Below are 755 nucleotides of genomic sequence, written 5' to 3'. Positions count from 1 at the left end.
CGTGTGAAAGTAGGTAATCGTCAGGCTCCCCCTAAAAACCCCTTGCTAACTCGTGTAGCAAGGGGTTTTTGCTTTTCTGGGAAATTCCGTCTGGATCGATATCCGTTTCTCGCTTAGCATTTGGCCACGGGGTTAGTGGAAGTTCGGGGAGCGAAACAGGTGGTCAATCAGGATCGAAGCAAGCGCCATGCAAGATGGCGTGCGGGAGCGGCGTGGGTTGTAACCGCCATGGTTATCTTGGGGATTGGTGGATGTACGTTGCCGGGAACCTCGTCGAAACAAGCCTCGGCATTGCCTTCGCCGGTACAAAGCGATGACATTGCTCCCCTTTCCGCTGCCGTGAATCCGGAGGGTTTGCCCCCGCACTGGGAGACGTATCTCGTCACCCGCAACAAACGGCTCACCCATTACGAACAGACGATCGATAGCCAGGGCATCGCGGTGATTCGCGCCTCGGTCGACAAATCTGCGTCCGGCATCGCACAGACGCTCGACATTCCTGTGTACCCAGGCGCCAAGCTGACGTGGCGCTGGCGAGCGGATGCCATCCCCGCGAGTGCCGATATTCGCACGAAGGCATTCGATGACGCACCCGTTCGCATCGCCCTTGCGTTCGATGGCGATCCCGCAAAACTGACCATGCAAGATCAACTGCATCGCGAATTGGCGCGTATGGTCAGGTAATGCCCCCATTTTCCACGGCCGCGAGAAGTAGAAACTAAGCGGCCATGGCCAGCCGCTGCTTCGGGGTAAAG

1 protein-coding gene is annotated in these 755 nt (G+C 57.6%); it reads left to right on the top strand.

All coding sequences use genetic code 11. From position 1 onward, the window contains the following. Positions 1 to 159 precede the first annotated feature (159 nt). Entirely contained in the window at positions 160 to 684 is a 525-nt protein-coding gene (locus PCE31106_RS23900) for a DUF3047 domain-containing protein (RefSeq protein WP_150564901.1), read from the top strand. The last annotated feature ends 71 nt before the right edge of the window (positions 685 to 755 follow it).

Source organism: Pandoraea cepalis, from assembly GCF_902459665.1.
In the GTDB taxonomy this organism is placed as follows: Bacteria; Pseudomonadota; Gammaproteobacteria; order Burkholderiales; family Burkholderiaceae; genus Pandoraea; species Pandoraea cepalis.
Note: the sequence above shows the minus strand (reverse complement) of the source record. Positions and strands in the feature narration are given on the sequence as shown.